This is a genomic window from Microbacterium capsulatum (assembly GCF_030865425.1).
Lineage (GTDB): Bacteria > Actinomycetota > Actinomycetes > Actinomycetales > Microbacteriaceae > Microbacterium > Microbacterium capsulatum.
Genome location: NZ_JAVFCB010000001.1, coordinates 235,593 through 253,665 on the forward strand (window position 1 = coordinate 235,593; position 18,073 = coordinate 253,665).

Below are 18,073 nucleotides of genomic sequence, written 5' to 3' on the forward strand. Positions count from 1 at the left end.
TGTCAGGACACGAATCATGACCATCGGACTTCCCCTTCAGGCACCGTCCCCCTCCGGCCTCATCTGGCGGATCACCCGCAACGAGGACGCCGCCTCCGACGCCGAGCGCGCGGAGATCCTGCAGAGCCCCGGCTTCGGCGTGCACTTCACCGACCACATGGTCGACCTGTGCTGGTCGGACAAGGGCGGCTGGCACCGCCCCCGCGTCTCGCCCTACGGCCCGATCCAGCTCGACCCCGCGGCCGCCGTGCTGCACTACTCGCAGGAGATCTTCGAGGGGCTCAAGGCGTACCGTCACGCCGACGGCTCGGTGTGGACCTTCCGCCCCGACCGGAACGCGGCCCGCCTGCAGCGCTCCGCGCGCCGCCTCGCCCTGCCCGAGCTGCCCACCGAGCTGTTCATCGAGTCGCTCAAGCAGCTCCTCGCGGTCGACTCGGCCTGGGTGCCCAGCAACGCCGAGGAGAGCCTGTACCTGCGGCCGTTCATGTTCGCCAAGGAGGCCTTCCTCGGCGTCCGCGCCGCGAAGAAGGTCGCCTACTACCTCATCGCCAGCCCGGCCGGACCGTACTTCCCGACCGGCGTCGCCCCGGTGAGCATCTGGCTGTCCACGAACTACGCGCGTGCCGGCCACGGCGGCACGGGCGCCGCGAAGACCGGAGGCAACTACGCCTCGAGCCTGCTGCCGCAGGCGGAGGCCTACGAGAAGGGCTGCCAGCAGGTGCTCTTCCTCGACGGCGAGTACATCGAGGAGCTCGGCGGCATGAACGTCGTCCTCGTCACGCGCGACGGCCGCCTGATCACCCCCGAGTCCGACTCGATCCTCGAGGGCATCACCCTCGCGTCGATCCTCGAGCTCGCGAAGGACCGCGGCCTGACCGTCGAGCAGCGCAAGCTCTCGATCAACGAGTGGCGCGAAGGCGCCGCCTCCGGCGAGATCATCGGCGCCTTCGCGTGCGGCACCGCCGCTGTGGTCGTGCCGATCGGAAAGCTGATGGCCGAGGACTTCGAGATCGTGCACGAGGGCCCGGAGTCGACCGAGCTGGCCATGTCGCTGCGCGAGGAGCTCACCGACATCCAGTACGGCCGCCGCGAGGACACGCACGGCTGGCTCGTCCGCCTGGACGCCTGACCCGCCCCACCCCGATGCCGCCGGCCTCGGCGGCCCACCGGCCGCCGAGGCGGCGCACGGACTGCGGACGCCGCAGAGGAGAGGATCCTTTCGATGAAGCTCGCCATGGTCGGACTCGGACGGATGGGCGCCAACATCGTGCGCCGCCTGATGCGCGGAGGGCACGAGTGCGTCGTCTACGACGTCAACCCCGATGCCGTCGCGGCGCTCGTGGCGGAAGGGGCGATCGGCGCGACCGACTACGCCGACCTGGCCGCCAAGCTCGACGGGCCGCGCGTGGTGTGGCTGATGATCCCGGCCGGGCTCACCGGCCGCGTCGTCGACGAGCTCTCCGCCGTGCTCCAGCCCGGCGACATCCTCATCGACGGCGGCAACTCGAACTACCGCGACGACGTGCGCCGGGCCAAGGCGCTGCGCGAGAAGGGCCTGAACTACGTCGACGTCGGCACGAGCGGCGGCGTGTTCGGCCTCGAGCGCGGCTACTGCCTCATGGTCGGCGGCCCGGACGAGGCCGTCGCGACGATCACGCCGATCCTGGAGACCGTGGCCCCGGGCGTCGGCGAGATCGAGCGCACGCCCGGCCGCGCGGGGGCGCTCGCGCCCGAGGAGCTCGGCTTCCTGCACTGCGGCCCCTCCGGCGCCGGACACTTCGTGAAGATGGTGCACAACGGCATCGAGTACGGCATCATGGCGGCCCTCGCCGAGGGCCTCAACCTGCTCGAGAACGCCGACGCCGGGATCCGCGAGGCGGAGCACTCCGCCGAGGTCGCCCCGCTCGAGGAGCCGGAGTTCTACCAGTTCGACATCGACACTCCGAAGGTCGCCGAGCTCTGGCGCCGCGGATCCGTCATCTCGTCCTGGCTGCTGGACCTCACCGCGGCCGCACTGCAGGCCAACCCGACGCTCGAGGGTCTCGCGGGCCGGGTCTCCGACTCGGGCGAGGGCCGCTGGACCGTCAAGGCGGCGGTGGACGTGGGCGTGCCCGTGCCGGTGCTCGCCGCGTCGCTGTTCGAGCGGTTCGCCTCGCGCGACGAGGACCGTTTCGCGAACCAGGTGCTCTCCGCGATGCGGCTGCAGTTCGGCGGTCACCAGGAGCTGCCCGCCGGCGACGTGCTCGAGGCCGGCGGCAACAAGGCCGAGCACTCCTGACGGTCGCCCGAGACCGGTCGTTGAGCGAGACGGCGGAGCCGACCGAGACGAAACGCCTTCCGTGACGCGCCGCGTTTCGTCTCGCTGCGCTCGCTCGACGACCACGGGTCGTGGCTAGGCTGGGACGCGTGAAGATCGCGCGGTTCAGCCACAACGACGGCATCAAGTTCGGCATCCTCGACGACGACGAGCTCGTCGTGCTGGCCGGGGATCCGATGTTCGCCGGGTATGAGACGACGGGGGAGCGCGTGCCGCTCGCCGACGCCGCCCTGCTCGCCCCGGTGATCCCGCGCTCGAAGGTCGTCTGCGTCGGCAAGAACTACCACGACCACGCCGCCGAGATGGGCGGCGAGGCCCCCGCCGAGCCGCTGCTGTTCCTCAAGCCGAACACGGCCGTGATCGGCCCGGGCGACGCGATCGTGCGCCCGACCGCGCTGTCCGAGCGCACCGAGCACGAGGGCGAGCTGGTCGTCGTGATCGGCCGGATCGCGAAGAACGTGCTCGCCGAGAACGCGCACGACTACGTCTTCGGGTACACCGTCGGCAACGACGTCACGGCACGCGACCTGCAGCGCAAGGACGGGCAGTGGTCCCGCGCGAAGGGCTTCGACACGTTCTGCCCGCTCGGGCCGTGGATCGAGACCGACCTCGACCTCGACGCCGCGTCGCTGACCACCCGCGTGAACGGCGAGGTGCGCCAGCAGGCCCCGCTCAGCGACATGATCCACTCCGTCGCCGACATCATCGCCTACGCCAGCGCCGTGTTCACGCTGCTGCCGGGCGACGTCATCATGACGGGCACGCCCGCGGGCGTGGGGCCGTTCCAGGCCGGCGACGCGATCGAGGTGGAGATCGCCGGGATCGGCACGCTCCGCAACTCCGTGCGGGACGCGGTCCCGGCCCCATGAGCGCCTCCGCGCTCACCGCGGTCGACCGACTCGCCATTCAGCGGCGCACCGTCGGGATCCTCTCCCTGGGCCAGGTGCTCGGCGGGATCGCGTTCGGTGCGACTGTCTCGCTCGGCGCGCTGCTCGCCGCCGACATCTCCGGCAACGACGCGCTGTCGGGTCTCGCGACGGCCTCGGTCACCCTCGGCGCCGCCCTCGCGGCGATCCCGCTGGCCCGCTTCGCCAGCCGGTTCGGTCGTCGATTCTCGCTGACGGTGGGCAATGCGATGGCGCTCGTCGGTATCGCGATCGTGATCTCCGCCGCCGCGATCCGGGTGTTCCCGATCCTGCTCCTCGGCATCATCCTCATCGGCATGGGCAATGCCGGCAACCTGCAGTCCCGGTTCGCCGCGACCGACCTCGCCCTGCCCGAGCACCGCGGCCGCGACCTCTCGATCGTGGTCTGGGCGACGACGATCGGCGGAGTCGCGGGTCCCCTCCTGCTCGGCCCGGGGGAGCGCATCGGGCACGCGATCGGGATGCCGGTGCACACCGGCTCGTACCTGTTCTCGCTCGTCGCGCAGGTCGCCGCGTTCGCGCTCTATCTGATCGCGCTGCGCCCGGATCCGCTGCTCGTCTCCCGCACGCTGCCGGAGACCGGATCCTTCACCGCCGGCGTCGAGCGGGTGGATCGCCCGATCGCGGCCCGCTACGCGATCTTCGCGATCGCCGGCTCGCACGTGACCATGGCCTCGGTCATGGCGATGACGCCGGTGCACCTCTCGCACATGGCGATGAGCGGCATGAGCGGCATGTCGACCGCCGCGGTGGAGATGAACGTCACGGTCCTGGTCGGGGTCACGATCGCGATGCACGTGGCCGGCATGTACGGGCTGTCGCCGGTGTTCGGGATCCTCGCCGACCGCTGGGGACGGCTGCGCACCGTGCTGCTCGGGCAGGCGCTGCTCGTCGCGGCGATGTGCTTCGCGATGCTCGCGGGGGAGACCGCCTGGGGCGTCATGGTCGCGCTCATCCTGCTCGGCCTGGGCTGGAGCGCCGCCACGGTCGCCGGTGCCGCGCTGCTCACCGAGGCGTCCGCTCCGGCGCTGCGCACGCGCCGCCAGGGCCGCAGCGACTCGCTGATGAGCCTGTCCGCGGCGGGCGGTGCGGTGCTCGCCGGTTTCATCCTCGGTGCGTTCTCCTACGCGGGGCTCGCGATCGCCGCGCTCGTCGTGGTCATCGCGATCGTTCTGCTCTCCCCGCTCGGGAAGCGCTGAGCGCAGGCTGCGGCGGCCTCTGCAACACGTTCAGCAGCGGCATCCGGAATATCGGGTGGAGCCACGGTCTCGGCTCCTTATGAACCGGCTGAATCCTCCTGTGTGGGAGCTGATCGCGATGCTAGCGTCGTCCACGGTCCCGGCCCGCTGATCCGGTGGTCCGGGTGATCCGTCAACAAGGAGGTTGGCATGTCACGAACAAGGACCCTCTTCGCCGCACTCGGCGTCTCCGCGATGGCCGGCGCGACAGCGCTCGCGCTCTCACCGGTGTCGTCACCGCCACCGGCCGCGGGAACCGTGGTGCCCTATGCGGCGCAGGCGCCGGACTCCGCGTTCACGTCCGCGGCCGACGCGGGCCCGGGCTCAATCGCGTGCACCCGGCCTGCACCGGACGGGCGAGTCTCCAAGACGATCCACTGCTACACGCCCGACCAGCTGCGTGCGCACTACGGTCTCGGCCCCCTGGCGACGAGCAACGACGGCGCCGGTCAGACGATCGTGCTCGTCGATGCGTACGGCAGCCCGACCGCGGCGAACGACCTGAACTTCTTCGCGCAGACGTTCGGCGGCCCGAAGCCGGACTTCGAGTCGGTCGCGCCGCTGGGCATGCCCGACTACACGAACCCGACCGGCAATGGCGTAGGGCAGTCCGGCCCGAACGCCGCCGCGAGCTGGGCCGGCGAGGCGAACCTCGACGTGCAGTGGGCGTACGCGATGGCGCCGAAGGCGCACATCGTGCTGCTGGCCACCCCGCCCGCCGAGACCCAGGGCGTGCAGGGCCTGCCCAATCTGATGAAGGCCATCGACGGGGCGATCGACAAGTACCCGTCCGGGACGGTGTTCTCGATGTCGTTCGGGACCGATGAGCAGACCTTCGGATCCACCGCGGCCGCGAAGTCGCAGTTCACGAAGTTCGACCAGACGTTCCAGCGCGGACTCGCGAAGGGCGACACGTTCTTGTCGTCCTCGGGCGACAACGGATCCACTGGATTCATCAACGTGCACCGCAGCACGACCGTCGGCTCGACGCCCGAGGTGAGCTATCCGAACGTCTCGCCGTTCGTGACCTCGGTCGGTGGCACGCAGGTGCAGGACGGCTGGACCTGGAACCCGACTCAGGACGTGCCCTTCCTCCCGAGCGGGGCCCGCAATCCCGCATACTGGGGCTGGAACGTCGGCGGCAACACCGAGGCGGTGTGGAACGAGGGCGGCTTCCAGATCGGCACGGGCGGCGGCCTGTCCACGATTTACTCGCGTCCGGCCTTCCAGGACGGCGTCTCGGGGATCGTCGGCTCCCAGCGCGGTGTGCCGGATCTGTCCTGGAACGCGGCGGTGAACGGCGGCGTGCTCGTCTTCCACACCTACTTCCCGAGCACCCAGGGTCCCGCGGCGTGGGGCGTCTTCGGCGGCACCTCGGCGGCCTCGCCGCAGGCGGCAGCGGCGACCGCGATCGCGAACCAGGCGCGAGCGGCCGCGGGCAAGGGGCCGATCGGCAATCTGAACAACGCGATCTACAGCTCTTCGTTCGACAAGTCCGTGGCGTTCAACGACATCGTGCCGCAGAAGTACGGCACGACGCCGAGCGGGATGCTGGACAGCAACCGCATGTGGGCGCTGGCAGCCGACGGATCTCTGACGCCGAATGTGATCCCGGGCTACCCGACGACGACCGGATACGACCTGACCACCGGATGGGGCTCGCCCATGGTTCCGGGGTACGTCGCCCAGCTCGTCGCGCAGTGAGTCGACGGTCCGGGGGCGGGTGGCCGGTGCCGCCCGCCCCCGGACTCTGCCCCGGCGCCATCGCGAGGAGCGCACAGCGTCGTTCCGCGGGCGTTCTGACGACACTTCGCGCTCCTCGAACCGTCGGTCCCGCGTCCGGGGGTGGGCCGGCCGCCGAACTAGGATTGAAGGGCTATGGCTACTCCCGATCCCCGCACCACGACTGCGTCCGGTGCCGACGTCCGCGTCCGCTTCTGCCCCTCGCCGACCGGCCTGCCGCATGTCGGCATGGTCCGCACCGCGCTGTACAACTGGGCCTACGCCCGGCACACCGGCGGCAAGCTCGTGTTCCGCATCGAGGACACCGACGCCGCCCGCGACAGCGAGGAGAGCTTCCGCCAGCTCGTCGACGCGCTGACCTGGCTCGAGATCGACTGGGACGAGGGTGTCGAGGTCGGCGGCCCGCACGGCCCGTACCGGCAGTCCCAGCGCGGCGACATCTACCTCGAGGTGATCGAGAAGCTCAAGGCCGCCGGATCCGTGTACGAGAGCTACTCCACGGCCGAGGAGATCGACGCCCGCAACGAGGCGAACGGCCGTGCCAAGCAGCTCGGCTACGACAACTTCGACCGCGACCTCACCGAGGAGCAGCGGGCCGCGTTCCGCGCGGAGGGCCGTCAGCCCGCGCTGCGCCTGCGCGTGCCGGACGAGGACGTCACGTACGTCGACCTGATCCGCGGCGAGGTGACCTTCCCGGCCGGATCCTTCCCCGACTTCGTCGTCGTGCGCCCGAACGGCGCCCCGCTGTACACGCTGGTGAACCCGGTCGACGACGCGCTGATGGGGATCACGCACGTGCTCCGCGGCGAGGACCTGATGCCGTCCACCGCGCGCCAGCTCGCCCTCTACGGCGCCCTCATCGACGCCGGCGTGACGACGTTCGTGCCGCGCTTCGCGCACATGCCGCTCGTGCTGGGGGAGACCGGCAACAAGAAGCTGTCCAAGCGCGACCCGCAGGCCGACCTGTTCCTGCATCGCGAGCGCGGCTTCATCCACGAGGGCCTGCTGAACTACCTCGCCCTGCTCGGCTGGTCGATCGGCCCCGACCGCGACGTGTTCTCCCTCGAGGAGTTCACCGCGGCGTTCGACATCGTCAACGTCAACCCGAACCCCGCCCGCTTCGACCAGAAGAAGGCCGAGTCGATCAACGGCGACCACATCCGCACGCTCGAGCCGAAGGACTTCGCCGAGCGGATCCTGCCGTACCTCGCCGCCGCCGACGTCTTCGACGGCGAGCCGACGCACGAGCAGATCGTGCTCGCGTTCCGCGCAGCTCCCCTCGTGCAGGAGCGCGTGCAGCTGCTCGGCGAGACGCCCGGCATGCTCGGCTTCCTCTTCGCATCCGAGGTCTCGTACGAGGCCGACGCGCTCAAGGGTCTGCCGGAGAACGCCGCCGAGGTGCTCGAGGCCTGCGCGACCGCGCTGGAGCCGCTGGAGACGTTCACGCCGACGGTGATCCAGGACGCCCTGGCCGCGGCCCTGGTCGACGGTCTCGGCCTCAAGCCGCGTGTCGCCTACGGCCCGCCCCGCGTCGCCCTGACCGGCCGCAAGGTGTCGCCGCCGTTGTTCGAATCGATGGAGCTGCTCGGCAAGGACGAGACGCTGCGCCGCCTGCGAGCCCTGGCGGCCCTGCAGGTCTGAGTTGTGGCGGACCGCGCTCCACACCGTTGGGTTTGGGGCGCGGTTCGGCGTTTCGGGGCGCGGTTCGACCACCTTTCCCGGCAGACTGTGCCCCAAACCGGCCGGGTGCACCCCCATAGTGGTGGATGAGCCCGCGACGCGCCCGGGAGTGCGGGCCGGCCGGCCGTTTTGGCGTTCCGGCCCGCGCTCGGGTAAGCTTGAACCTCGGTGCGGGGCTCCGGTTCCGCCCTTGGGGTATGGTGTAATTGGCAACACGGCTGATTCTGGTTCAGTTGTTCTTGGTTCGAGTCCAGGTACCCCAGCCAACAGAGAAGGCCCGGAAACACTGAGGAAAATCAGTGATCCGGGCCTCTGTCGTTTCCTGATGGGGGAGACCGGATCCGGGCTATAGGCCAGATTGGCCTATAACCCCAGGGTGGTCTAGATCCCGGGCAGCACGGATCTCTCGAACACTGCGGTTGCGCCCAACACATCAACTTCAACCGGACCAGGAAACTGACGAGCCGCGCATTATTGGTTCATCTCGTGCCCGCTGGGTGCGCGCCCGTGCCTACCATCAGGGGCCAACGAACAGCTCCGCCTGGCTGAGTGAACGACCGCTCTCATGGAGATATTCTGACCAGCCGATGGAGCGGTAGAAACCAACTGCATCCGGCGAAGACAGAGCGTGCAACCGGCCGTGGGCGGCTGTCAGAGCTTGCGTTACGCGTCCACCAACGCCGCGGCCTCGGTGGCTCTTGTGTACCTCGAAATAGTCAAGTTCAGTCGTCAATAGCTCTGGTGGCGCTGTGTATCCGACGAGAAGCAGGGGCTTGGTATTGACGAGCGCACGAGCCACAGGGACGCCGTCCTCGGCAACTGAGTAGATCGCATAGTCTCGTTCATCAGGCCCCGGCGTTGCATCCCAGGAATAGTCGTACCCGGATTCGTAGTCGAACCGGTTAACTCGGGACATCACGAGAGGCATCCCACAATCATCCCGGTTCTCCGACGTCACACGGTGCAGCAGCCCTTGTGCGTGTTCGTCGCGACAAAGTTGATGAGCGACATCTCGCTGGACGTGGACTGGCGCTGCTGGGAACACGACGTCAACAGGGCCTGCGTGCTAACGGGATCTCAGGCCTCGGCGCCGTATGGACTCCATCTGCCGAGGAACGGCTTCAGCTGCTCAAGTGTCGGCTCTGACACCTCAGGGAGTATCAGACTCGGTGTTGCCATAGGGTCTCGTCCGTCGATGATCGAGCGGATCTCGCTCAGATAGTCGGCGGTGGCTGTCTGCGCTTCGGAGGGAAGGGCTGAAGCAGCTTCGGTCGCGGCAGCCAGGAAGTCTCGATATCTCCGAAGCTTCTCGCTCTCCTTCGCCAGGGTCGTGAAGTGCACCCAGCGGGCCGCCTGCGCATACTCCGACCTAGCCTTGATCATGGCCGCTTCCCACTGCCGCTGGCGCCCCGCCTTCTCTCGGATACGCTCCTTCTCGGCCCATTCGGCTTCCAGAGCGTAGGTGTCGAGTCGGGCGAAGAGGCCAGGCAACTTGTGCTCGACGGTGGTGCTGCCCGAGTCCCGGAAATGCTCGCCCTGGTAGGGCGTGCGCGGCCCGTCGAGGATCAGCTCAAAACGTCCCGTGCTGATGAAGTCTGTCTGGCGTTGGTTGATCCATCGCGGCGTGCTCTTCGGATAGTCGCCGTAGTACCCGCGCTTGGCGCCGCCCTTGCCGGGGATCTCCTTGATCTCGATCGAGTACTCGCCGGAGGCCGTCTTGAGCCAGAGGTGCCCGGTCACGCGCTTGTACTGCGGCTGCCCCTGGTTCTTCTTCGCCTTGCTCGGCTCGATCACGCCCATGCCGCGACGTTCGGCCTCTGCGGCGACCGCCTGCAGAATGCGCCCTGCCCGTGGCAGGTACTCCTTGCTGACGTACTGCCAGTGCTTGTCGGCGAGGTACTGCTTGACGACCGGGTGATACTTTCCCACGCGCTCAGACACCGGCACCGGAGTCGTGGTGACGTAGTCCTCGAATCGCTCCGTGAACGAGATCTGCTGCTCTTTGCCGTACCAGCCGCCGACTCGAGTGATGGTGAGCTTCTTGCCGTGGGGGCGCTTCGGCGATTTCAAGCTGAGCCGCACCAGTTTGTCCCACGGCTTCGCCTCCGCATCGGCGGCGCTGATCGGGAGCGTACCGCCGGCCTCAATGACGTCGACGATGAGGCGGTCGGCTTCGGAGTCTTCTGGGACCATCTCGGCCTCGGTCGGTGGCGAGTCAAGCCAGGCTCGTCCGGCCGTGGTGATGGACGCCACCCAGGTTGGGCCGCGCCCGCCGATACTGACCAGTCCGCGGCGTTCGAGGGCACGAGCCATGATGCGGTGCTCCCAGCCCTTGGTGTAGACGCCGTCGGGACATCCGTCCCGGACCCACCTCAGGACGTCGACCTGCTGCTGATTCAGTTGCTGGGGGTTCTTGGTCACGGGTGGAAGCGTAGCGCCGGATCCCGAACACATACCGACGTCCCTTCGGGCTACGGTGACGATATGGAATCACCATTCGTCGTCGAAGTACCGCACAGCCGGTATTTCATCGATGACCACTGCGCGAACTGTCTCACCGCCCTTCCGCTGGATGCGCAGGGCCTGTACTGCTCGACCTGGTGTCAGGAGATTGCGGCGCAGGTTCGATACCTGCGCCGAGTCTTCCGCGACGGACGCATTCACGACCCGGACGTTCAACTCGCTGTCCAGACCAAGAACGCGTTCCTGCTAGTCGGCGGTTATCGCTCTCTCGGCCGCAACCTCACGCCGCGACTCCGTGCGGAGATCCGCCTACGCGACAACGGACGCTGCCAGCAATGCGGCAAACCTGGCGTCGAGGTCGACCACATCGCAGGAAGCGCGGACGATGCGGACAACCTGCAGTTGCTCTGCCTCGACTGCCACCATGCGAAGACGGCGGAACACATGGTGCCGGCGAGCGACGAGAGTCGGGCACTTCTCGTAGGCATGATGGACGCCCGCGTCGCGCCGCCTGAGCCGCAGCTGCTCGCCGATGACGAGAACGCCTGGAACGGACTATGGCGAACGCTGCAAGCCCGTCGCAAGGAGCGCTTCCTGGATCTGCTCAGGGCCGAAGGCCTCCGCATCAATAGCAAAGACACCCACTTTGATCGGGTACTGGCCTACCTCGATGCAACCGCGCTGCCCCCCGCACCAGGAGGAGTCGCCCCGACCGTCCGGAGGTGATGCCTTTTTCAACAATCTGATGCGCGACGTCTGGAGATAGCCGATGGCAGCACCCGACGATTGGATCGTATCCAATGGCGTCAGGCCTGTGTACGACAACCTCGCAGACCTCGTCGTCCCCGATCGGGTGTTGAGCGACCCGAACCGCTCCCTGATCGCCAAGGGACTGTTCACGCTGCTGCTCACTGAGCAGGGTGCCAACCCGTCAATCACTACGACGAGGCCTACGAGGACCCGGATGATATCGCTGCGGCGATCGACGAGCTTGTGAGGGCAGGACTCGCCGTCCGCGTCGAGCGATAGGCGCTGGGCAAAGGCTCGCCTCGCCGGGTGTGTCCGCGCACCGCCGAGATGATTCTGCGATACGCGGACACCCGCGCCTACCGGATCTGCAGCTCTCCAGGTGGCTGGGTGTTCTGGGACCAGCCGATGTTGCCTCCGCCCGGAGACGACGGCGCCTCGTTGCTGTTGCCTCCGCCGCTGGTTGACTCCTCGTAGTCAGGCCGGCTCATTGTCGCTCTCCATTCGTGTAGCCACTACTTCTCTGAGGTTGCTGCCTCGGGCGGCCTCGGTTACGCGCCCGATCGACGAGCCCTGGCCGAAATAGGCGTATCCAACGTTTGTCTCACCACTGGAATCGGCATCGCCGCTACTCCGAGCGATGCTGTCTTCGTAATCCGGTCTTCCCATGCGAGTCATCCTCTAAGAACTTCGATACTGAAGACGATTGAAAGCGAGATCGCTGCGACTGCAAGCGCCGCGAATCCCACCCAGACCCACTGAGCGCGCGCGGCCAGATCATCTTCGCGCGCGGCAAGTACGGTCGCTTTGTCTTCGACGAGCTCGACTTCAACCTGGGCGGCCGTGTGCCCACAATCGAGGTGTCGATCGACCAGGCGTCGGGCTTGCACAGCGATCCGCTTCGCTGGCCGGAGCGCAACCGCTGCGCACGCCAGCGCGACACAGGCCAGCGCCAGCGACATCACGCCGAAGAGCGGTACGACTTTCCAGAGCTGTGCCGTTGCCGCAGCGACCAGGACGCCCGCGGACACGGCGAGGAATGAAGCCTTATTCGTGACGCTCGATGTGCGCTCAGCGGCATCCGTGCCCAGGCGGTCGAGCTCCTCGTTGAGCAGGCGGACACGAGCCCAGCGTGCGCGGTTCTCCGCGTCGGGGTCTGGCTTCTTCTTCACATTTCAAGGCTAGCGGCGGTCGCGGACACTAATTCTGGACCGCGGAGCTGGCTAGTCCTTTCGATTCGCGAACGGGCGTCGGCCGTGTTCCGGGCGTGCGGCGAAGTCTGCGATGAGGTGATGCTCCAGCGCAGCGACAAACGCGTCGGATTCGTCGTCGGCCGCTCGCCAGCACACGATCAAGTTGGCCGCATCTTCCAGTTGGAAGATCCACACGCCCCCGCCGTGCGTGTCAGCCGTGCCAGCGCCGGTGCGCCGGTACTGCTTGAGCCGTCGGTGAACGCCGTCGCGACGGGATCCGTGAGTCGCGAGACCGATGTAGATCACCTCAGCGCCACCGATCCACTCCGCTTGTAACCGCTCAACTGGCGCGGTGAAGTCTTTGCTCCGCCCGGCTTCGCTTCGGTGAGGAACACCGGAGGCGTCGCGGGGGAGCGGAGGACCACATAGATGCCAGGACTCTTCGTTGCCCCGTGCTGCTGAAGCTCCTCGAAGGTTGCAAAGCCCTCGTATCCGGCTGCCTCGAGTTCAGTACGCGTCCAGGTCGTTGGAACGTGTGCGTCGAAGGTCGCTGCTGGGGTGGTCACGGGGAAAGACTAGCGACGGCGAACGACATAGTTTTTGTGCTCGCGAACGAAATTGACGGCTGCGCCTGCGTGACGGGGGCCGTCTCGTTGTGATGGTAGCTCTGGGAGTATCGGGGGATGGGATTTCTCAAGCGGCTCTTCGGTAGGGATGACGAGGCGCAGGCCAATTCAAGTACCGTCTTGGTTTCGGCACCAGAGCCGCCGCGGGCATCACAGGGGCCGCGTGTCGAGATCAGCTACTCCTTCGGTGGTGAGGAGGATCTCGTCAAGCTGACCGGGACGACCACGTTCGCGAGAGAGGCCGTGATGCGTCTCGCCGAGAGACATGGGATCGACGTCGGCGGATACCTCGAGACGGCGGGAACGCTGCAGCGAGAGCCGGACAATCCAGCGGACCCCATGGCCGTCGCGGTTCACGTCGAAGGGGAGAAGATCGGCTACCTCCCCGGGTATCTCGCCCGGTACGTTGATCTCTCGGCGGACGGCGCTCGCACCGCTCAAGTACAGATCTTCACGGAGATGCTGCCGAAGGGTCTGCGGGCTGAGGCGTGGGTATGGCTGGCTGAGGGCGAGCCAGAGTGGCAGTGGACGGAGTTCAATCGTCCGGCGCTGTCGCCGGGTGCGAAGGTTGCAGAGCACCAGGCCGGTATCGACAAGATGGTGGCTGATGCGCTGGCAGGAGGTGGCTCGCGGGCGCAGTCCTTCGCGGGAGGCATGGTCAATGGCGTGCACTACTTGCAGTTGGTCGAGCCCATCAAGCAACTCAAGCGCGAGGGCCGGCTCGAGGACGCGCTGGTGCTGTGCACCGCGGCGATCCAGGGGGCCGAGGCCGCGCGTGAAGGCCGGGAACCTGCGCCGTGGTACACCGAACAGGCTGCGATCATCTATCGCAAACTCGGGCGGCGTGACGATGAAATCGCGGTGCTAAGTCGCTGGCTGGCTGCCTGCCCGCCGGAACGTCGGGGAGGAAGTCGCATCAAGGAGCGCTTCGAGAAGCTGACCTAGTCCCTCCGTGCGCGGTGTGCAGGCTAGGCGCGGAGCGGATCGTCGAACTCGGTGCCTGAGGCGAGCCGCTCCCGGGTTTGGGGCCGCGAATCGGCTGCCCGCGTTATGGTAGCGGTCTCGTCGACCGGTGTAGTTGGTGGGGACGGTGACCGCGGTCGTCGGCGGGTTCCTCGGGCTCGCGGTGAGGTCGCCATTGCGTTGCTGCCGGGTCCCGAAGTGGCGCTTGCGGATGTGGAAATCGGTCGCGCCCGATACAAACTCGTTCGCGCTCGTCGAGCAAGCGAGGCCAGTAGCCTGTCTTGTGCACAGACGCCAAGGAGGACAGATGACATGGGAGTCCATCTCTCGCGATGACATTCTTCGTTGGAGCATCGAAGCAATCGACTCCGACGGTGTTCTTCCCGAGTTGATCGCGCGACTGATTGTCGAGACGGGTGAGGAGGTCGTCTTTCTTGACGCTCCCGCGGGGACGGGGGTGAACACCGGTGGGTTCGACCTCGTCGTAGAGGCCCACGGTGAATCGCTCTATGTGCCCAAGGGCGTGTCGGTCTGGGAAACATCAGTGCAGACAGGTGCCCAGGGAAAGGCAGAGTCCGACTACCTCAAGCGGACCGATGGCCCCTTGGGAATGCTCAGGAAGGACGTGCACTACCGTGCTGTCTCAACGCAGAAGTGGACGAAGCGTAAGGAGTTCGACAAGCATACGAACGATGGAATCTGGAAGTCCGTTCGTGGGCTGAATGTGGAAAGCCTCGTCAGTTGGCTCGCGATCGCGCCCGGCACCTCGGCGTGGATGCGGTCGATCATGGGAATCCCGATAGTCGGTCAGATCCACTGGTCCGCGTGGTGGAACCGCTGGCTCGAAACTACAAACGTCTCGCTCGATGCTGCCGTGTTGCTTGCTGGTCGCGAGGAGCTCGTTGATCAGATAGCGGACCATTCAGCAAGCCCCGGGATTACCAGCTTTGGTGGCGATGGTTTGCAGTGGGAGGCGGCGGTGGCGACGTTTGCCGCGGTGGCACAACGCGCGCTTGATGACGATCGCTCCTCGACGCTCGCAGCACGCCTGGTCATTTTCGAACAGGAGGCGGCGTTCGTCGCCGCGCTCAGCTCCGGACGTCCACTCGTGGCACTGATCCCGCACGCTTCCTGGCTTACCGCAATACCCAACAACTCGCTGGCGCACGTCCTTGTGTTCACGCATCCTGCCCACATGTCCAGCCTCGAGATTCCGGCGATCGACAGCGAGGGCGCCGCAAAGGCGTTGGAAACGCAGGGAGTCGAGTTCCATCGGGCATACGAATTGGGCTACTTGGCACGTCGAGACATCACCACCCTGCGCCGAGAGCTTGCTATTCAGCCGGCGTTGTTCACGCCTTCCTGGGCAGGACGTGATCTAGACGCGCGAGAGAGACGACTTGCGCTCATCGCTCGCTGGAATGCTGGATTCGAAGGTGATCGACTATTTGTCGCCGCGCTCCTCGGGGGAGAGGATGCTGATGCATCAGGGACGTGGGCATCGATTCTGAAGAATGAAGGTCGACCCACCGCGGAGTTTGAAGCGCATCGATACTTGGTTAGCCCGACGGACACCTGGCGATTGCTGTCACGTTCGATCACAGACGAGGACCTCGCAGCTTTTGAGTCTGCGGTTTCGACCGTGTTGGGAACCGCAGACCCGTTGGCCGAACTGGATGGCACGGAACGCATCCGGGCGCAGATGCAAGGCATAAGGCCTCGGCACTCGCGAGACATCGCCGATGGCATCGGCATGGTCCTGGCACTCATGGGCGCAGACGAAGATGTCGCCGGCGCCGCAACAAAGACCTCCGCGAGCGCAGCTCGAGTGGTGCGCAACGCACTCGGTCTTCCTGCTCAACCGCTTGAAGTCTCCGCTCTTGTAGGACGACCGTTCTCGCTCTCGCTTCTTGCCGAAGCGGCACCGGACGCCGTTCTTGACTATCTAGACGCCGTGGCCGCAATGCCACCCGAACAGATCTTTACGGACTCGCGCGAACGTGGGGTGGTGACTTTTGGGCCTTCCTCGCCCCATCTCGAGTTGGTGCACGCCGCCGATGTCCTTTCATGGTCGACCGCCGCGCTTCCTCGGGTGGCGTCGGTATTGCTTCGACTTCACGCGATTGATCCAGGCGGGTCGTGGTCGAATCGGCCTCTTGAATCTCTCCGAAAGGCACTTTCACCGGCAACGTGGAACACGTCCGTTCCGTGGGACCAAAGACTTGCTGTAGTTACCGAGCTGCTTGACCGCGACGGCGGCGCGAGCTGGGACGCCATCGCTAGCTTTGTGGACGACGACGGTTTCGGAGTCATCGAACCCGGACCGCGCTATCGTAAGTGGGGCCCCCGACCGACCGGCATCACGTCTGAGGAGTTGGCAGATCGAAGGTTTGAGCTCGTGTCGGTGCTACTGCCTAGAACAACCAGCTCGGACCATGCCAAGGCCGCGATCGGATGGCTTCCGCAACTCAACTCGGACGGGCGGACGCTTGTCCTCGGACGGCTGGCCCAACTGCTGGCGGGATGGTCCGACGCGGAGAAGCAGGCGCCGTACGAAGCGCTGAGAAGTGTGATCGCCGACCACACAGAGTTCGACCATGCCGACTGGTCGCTACCCGCTGAGTATCTGTTGCGGCTCCGAGCACTTTTGGACGACTTGACCCCGACTGATCCCCGACGCAAGAACGAATGGCTGTTCCACACGGGGTACCCGCGGCTGATTGATTTCCCGCGAGGGGAAGATTGGGCCGCGCAGACCGCCGAAGTGCAGCGACTGCGGGTAGCCGCCATCGACGAAATTGAGTCGGGCTTGGGTTTCGAGTCGGTTCTCGAGTTCGCCGAGCAGCTCCCCGACGTTAGCACTCTGACCTGGGCACTCGCTTCTCGAGGAACTCCGCTGGGTGACACGACCCTTGAGGCGTTGCTCGGTGCCGGACCGGCTCGATCAAGGTTTGCCCTGAGTTACCTCGCCCGGCGTGCCAGGGACGATGCTGACTTGCCCGTCCGTCTACTAGTCGCCACGCCCAACCTAAACGCAAAGACGAGAGCACATCTTTTCCAGTTCTTGGCGATCGAAAGTGCAATCGAAAAGCTCCGACAGGAGACCGAGGAAGTCCAAGCAGCATTCTGGGCAGGATTCAACCCGTGGTCTGTGCAGGCAGATGCGCCCACAACCGAGGCGATCGCGCGAACTCTCGTCGAGCGTGGGCAGGCCGGGTTGGCAGTCACAACCCTGGACCTCCAGGGCGAGGGAGTGGCGAACGAGGTCATCGCTGATGCCCTGGAGAGCCTTCTGGCGGGTCAGGCTGGAAGTACGAAGGCCGAGGGAGATTCGATCGACCGGCTAACCATGAGACTGCAGGACGACGCATCCGTGCAGGACCGCCTCATCCTTCTTGAGTGGGCGTTCCTCCCAGCGCTCAACGACCATCGACAGCTTGAGTTGCACCGCTCGATGGCGGCGTCGCCAGCACGTTTCGTCGAGGTGCTCGAGGCGCTCATGGGCCGACACGGCGAGCTCGCGTCGCGCGGCTGGACGGTTCTTCGATCATGGAGAACAATTCCCGGTGGGCAGGATTCGGGATCAATTGACGAGTCGGTACTCAGAGGTTGGTCCGACGAAGTGTCAACGCTCATCGCCGATTGGGACGACCAGAAGAAGGCGCTCGCCTGGGGGGCCGTCGGAGAGCTTTTGAGCCACGCAGGCAATGATCCGGGCGACGGCAAGTGGCCACCAACAGCAATCCGCCGGCTCGTCAACGACCTCCGCATTGAAGCGCTTGAGCAAGGCATAGGGCGCGGCATCTACAACGACCGAGGCGTGGGGTGGCGAAGCCTGGCTGGCGGCGTCGCCGAGCGCGAACTCGCCACAAAGTACCGAGAGCAAGCTGCTGCCCTAGCTGCCGACGATCGAACGGCCGCGCTTCTCAGACGTTTGGCTGACGGGTACGAGAGCAGTGCCCTTCAGGAGGATCAACGTGCTGAAGCCCGCCGTCGTGGACTCGGGATTTAGCACTTCATATCCTGAAGAGCAAGCATTTGGTATTGATGTCGGAGAGCCGGGCGCTGCTCCCTTGATTTCACAGAGCTGAATCCTTGACCTGGTCACGACGCTCTCCGATGGGTCGCAGCCTCGGCAATCGCGGGCCGTCTCTCGAAGTATCTCTTGGGCCTTCTT

General features: G+C 66.3%; 14 protein-coding genes and 1 tRNA gene. 10 read left to right on the forward strand and 5 right to left on the reverse strand.

All coding sequences use genetic code 11. The features are described 5' to 3' along the window. The first annotated feature begins 16 nt into the window (after positions 1–16). From RBR11_RS01150 to RBR11_RS01180, 7 genes are all read left to right on the forward strand, one after another. Positions 17–1,129 (forward strand): branched-chain amino acid aminotransferase, encoded by a 1,113-nt coding sequence (locus RBR11_RS01150; RefSeq protein WP_308487456.1) that lies wholly within the window; start codon positions 17–19, stop codon positions 1,127–1,129. A 93-nt stretch (positions 1,130–1,222) separates the two neighbouring features. After that, on the forward strand, positions 1,223–2,278 hold the full coding sequence (gnd, locus tag RBR11_RS01155; RefSeq protein ID WP_308487457.1) for a phosphogluconate dehydrogenase (NAD(+)-dependent, decarboxylating): 1,056 nt from the start codon (positions 1,223–1,225) through the stop codon (positions 2,276–2,278). A gap of 128 nt (positions 2,279–2,406) precedes the next feature. After that, positions 2,407–3,186, forward strand: a complete 780-nt coding sequence (locus tag RBR11_RS01160) for a fumarylacetoacetate hydrolase family protein (RefSeq protein ID WP_308487458.1) — start codon at positions 2,407–2,409, stop codon at positions 3,184–3,186. Further along, the gene (locus RBR11_RS01165; RefSeq protein ID WP_308487459.1) at positions 3,183–4,442 is read left to right on the forward strand and encodes an MFS transporter; all 1,260 of its coding nucleotides are present in this window, start codon (positions 3,183–3,185) and stop codon (positions 4,440–4,442) included. Before RBR11_RS01160 ends, RBR11_RS01165 begins: the two co-directional genes overlap by 4 nt. Positions 4,443–4,631: 189 nt before the next feature. Beyond that, the gene (locus RBR11_RS01170; protein ID WP_308487460.1) at positions 4,632–6,185 is read left to right on the forward strand and encodes a S53 family peptidase; all 1,554 of its coding nucleotides are present in this window, start codon (positions 4,632–4,634) and stop codon (positions 6,183–6,185) included. Between the two features lie 174 nt (positions 6,186–6,359). Continuing rightward, entirely contained in the window at positions 6,360–7,865 is a 1,506-nt protein-coding gene (gltX, locus tag RBR11_RS01175) for a glutamate--tRNA ligase (RefSeq protein ID WP_308487461.1), read from the forward strand. 230 nt (positions 7,866–8,095) lie between these two features. Continuing rightward, a tRNA-Gln gene (locus tag RBR11_RS01180) sits at positions 8,096–8,170 on the forward strand. Positions 8,171–8,421: 251 nt separating this feature from the next. Here RBR11_RS01180 and RBR11_RS01185 read toward each other — a convergent pair. Beyond that, positions 8,422–8,832: a GNAT family N-acetyltransferase gene (locus RBR11_RS01185; RefSeq protein WP_308487462.1), complete on the reverse strand. Its 411-nt coding sequence runs from the start codon at positions 8,830–8,832 to the stop codon at positions 8,422–8,424. Between the two features lie 149 nt (positions 8,833–8,981). Further along, positions 8,982–10,325: a hypothetical protein gene (locus tag RBR11_RS01190; protein WP_308487463.1), complete on the reverse strand. Its 1,344-nt coding sequence runs from the start codon at positions 10,323–10,325 to the stop codon at positions 8,982–8,984. A 63-nt stretch (positions 10,326–10,388) separates the two neighbouring features. On the opposite strand from RBR11_RS01190, the gene RBR11_RS01195 reads away from it, so the two are divergent. Next, positions 10,389–11,093, forward strand: a complete 705-nt coding sequence (locus RBR11_RS01195; RefSeq protein WP_308487464.1) for an HNH endonuclease — start codon at positions 10,389–10,391, stop codon at positions 11,091–11,093. Between the two features lie 695 nt (positions 11,094–11,788). Here the strand turns inward: RBR11_RS01195 and RBR11_RS01200 are convergent. Genes RBR11_RS01200 through RBR11_RS01210 form a run of 3 tightly spaced genes read right to left on the reverse strand, consistent with a single transcriptional unit; the run spans position 11,789 to position 12,873 of the window. Further along, on the reverse strand, positions 11,789–12,286 hold the full coding sequence (locus tag RBR11_RS01200; RefSeq protein ID WP_308487465.1) for a hypothetical protein: 498 nt from the start codon (positions 12,284–12,286) through the stop codon (positions 11,789–11,791). A 51-nt stretch (positions 12,287–12,337) separates the two neighbouring features. Further along, on the reverse strand, positions 12,338–12,613 hold the full coding sequence (locus tag RBR11_RS01205; protein ID WP_308487466.1) for a hypothetical protein: 276 nt from the start codon (positions 12,611–12,613) through the stop codon (positions 12,338–12,340). After that, the gene (locus RBR11_RS01210) at positions 12,610–12,873 is read right to left on the reverse strand and encodes a hypothetical protein (protein WP_308487467.1); all 264 of its coding nucleotides are present in this window, start codon (positions 12,871–12,873) and stop codon (positions 12,610–12,612) included. The genes RBR11_RS01205 and RBR11_RS01210 overlap by 4 nt, the downstream gene beginning before the upstream one ends. A 117-nt stretch (positions 12,874–12,990) precedes the next feature. On the opposite strand from RBR11_RS01210, the gene RBR11_RS01215 reads away from it, so the two are divergent. Next, on the forward strand, positions 12,991–13,878 hold the full coding sequence (locus RBR11_RS01215; protein ID WP_308487468.1) for an HIRAN domain-containing protein: 888 nt from the start codon (positions 12,991–12,993) through the stop codon (positions 13,876–13,878). 325 nt (positions 13,879–14,203) lie between these two features. Continuing rightward, on the forward strand, positions 14,204–17,908 hold the full coding sequence (locus tag RBR11_RS01220; RefSeq protein ID WP_308487469.1) for a hypothetical protein: 3,705 nt from the start codon (positions 14,204–14,206) through the stop codon (positions 17,906–17,908). Positions 17,909–18,073 lie beyond the last annotated feature (165 nt).

Coding starts and splice junctions, on each gene's coding strand:
- RBR11_RS01195 (WP_308487464.1), top strand. CDS start 10,389: ATGGAATCACCATTCGTCGTCGAAGTACCGCACAGCCGGTATTTCATC.
- RBR11_RS01220 (WP_308487469.1), top strand. CDS start 14,204: ATGACATGGGAGTCCATCTCTCGCGATGACATTCTTCGTTGGAGCATC.
- RBR11_RS01170 (WP_308487460.1), top strand. CDS start 4,632: ATGTCACGAACAAGGACCCTCTTCGCCGCACTCGGCGTCTCCGCGATG.
- RBR11_RS01165 (WP_308487459.1), top strand. CDS start 3,183: ATGAGCGCCTCCGCGCTCACCGCGGTCGACCGACTCGCCATTCAGCGG.
- RBR11_RS01150 (WP_308487456.1), top strand. CDS start 17: ATGACCATCGGACTTCCCCTTCAGGCACCGTCCCCCTCCGGCCTCATC.
- gnd (WP_308487457.1), top strand. CDS start 1,223: ATGAAGCTCGCCATGGTCGGACTCGGACGGATGGGCGCCAACATCGTG.
- RBR11_RS01215 (WP_308487468.1), top strand. CDS start 12,991: ATGGGATTTCTCAAGCGGCTCTTCGGTAGGGATGACGAGGCGCAGGCC.
- gltX (WP_308487461.1), top strand. CDS start 6,360: ATGGCTACTCCCGATCCCCGCACCACGACTGCGTCCGGTGCCGACGTC.
- RBR11_RS01185 (WP_308487462.1), bottom strand. CDS start 8,832: ATGCCTCTCGTGATGTCCCGAGTTAACCGGTTCGACTACGAATCCGGG.